General features: G+C 49.1%; 1 protein-coding gene. It reads left to right on the top strand.

Going from position 1 to position 1,819, the window contains the following annotated elements:
- Positions 1-470: 470 nt before the first annotated feature.
- On the top strand, positions 471-1,819 hold a 1,349-nt coding region (locus ACR3FF_RS26925), incomplete at its 3' end, for a hypothetical protein (protein ID WP_458191147.1).

Below are 1,819 nucleotides of genomic sequence, written 5' to 3'. Positions count from 1 at the left end.
GATAACTGAGCCCGGTTCTCTTTTTTTGTCGACGGCCGAATCGATCCGTCGAACCGTGTAAGAGTATCTTCAGCCGACGTCAGGAGGATTGGTGAGGCAAAATTCTTAGACAGGCTCTTGGTAAGACCGTTATCGAGACCCCAAACCAGCCAACCACCACCCTCCATCATTGTAGTATGGTGACCCGCTTGGCCACCGTACAGCCTTCCCCACTTGATCAAAGGTAGGCTGTAACACTTCACCTGGAGTAGCACCGAAGTCGTCGACCGTGATCAGTTTACACCCAACATCGTTCTGCTGGATAACTCCCGGATCCTGCCTGACCATCCGAGTCCTCTATGACCAATGCTCGCTGACTACGGCATCGACAAAAACGACATTGATACAAGAATGATCCTCATTACGTGATAAAATAGCTTTCAGACCGGTTACTCCACATTTATAATACCCCACTGTCTTGACTTCAGATAATGTCGGAATCGCTGGACCTCTCTGATTCGGAACAAGACTTCATCAAGACAATTCTGAATGAATATGCTGCTATCTACAGAGAAACTGAATTTGAAGACCGCGCTGAATCCGACGTCGTCCCTCGTCTCATTAACCACATCTTCATCAATGTCCTTGGCCACACCGAAAACGACTACGAGCAAGAAAACGACTGGAATGATATCATCTTTAAAGACGACGATGGCAATGCAGTCATAATCGTCGAAGCCAAACGCCGGAGCGTAGATGTTGAAAACGGTATCAACCAAGGATTCGAATATGCCGGCGACCGCAACTACGTCGAATACTTCATCTCAACAAACCTCGACAAATTCCTCATCTACAAAACGTGCGACCCAGACCACCCAGACGCAAAAACACACGGTGGATACAGCGCCCGGAAACTCGCCGAAGTCAACTTTGAAGGCCTCATCAACAAGGATACTGGACGAGCCCTCACTAGCGAAGTCGACATCAACGAATACCAAGATCTCCTCGAACTCAACAAACTCCGCCGCGAAGAAGTCGCCAACGTTGCAAAATTCAATCAATTCGACCTCCCAGACCACCAAATTCAGAGCGTTGCCACCGATGACGGCTTCAATAATCTTCTCGACGCACTTGAGAAGAGCATCAACGAGTACTTCATGTCGTACTCACTGAAACGATTCGATGAATACCAACGCCGACATGAACAATTCAAGCAAGAACGCAACCAGCTAAAAGGAGAACTCGAAACCGTCCAGAGCGCCGGAGCCACAGATACCGAAGAGGAAGCAGAACTCAGACGGCAAATCTCCGAAATCGAAGAAGAGTGGGAGCCCTACCGCCGTTTTCACGAGGATTACGAAGTTTGGAAACAACTCTCCAATCGGGTTGGCGAAGAAGAGGCCGAAAACAAACGCATTTTCTGCCGGGAATCCGTCTACACCCAGATCAACAAAATCCTCTTCATCAGAATCGCAGAAGACAAAGGCCTGCTAAACACGATGGTGTCGAACGGCGGTGTCACCGACTTCTTTGGGTTCTGGAAAAACTATGCGAAATACACCGGCCCAGACAAAGACTACCGCGACCTGTTCGATGCTGCCTGCGACGAGATGATGGAGATCTACGAACACCTCTACAGCGGCAGCATTTTCGACTGGGAACTCCGCGACGGCTCCGCTCTCAACGATATCTTCAAAAAGACGTTCTGGCATTTGAACCACTATCGGTACTTCCCATCGAGTCAGTGGATAGTCACGACTGACGGGGTTAGATTCTCAGGAAGCGTCTGGATGGGTGATTATGAGATTTCTCTACCATCCAGACACTGTTCTTACGGCTG

It is taken from the genome of Haladaptatus ordinarius (assembly GCF_054177595.1).
This window is presented reverse-complemented; position numbering and strand designations above follow the sequence as displayed.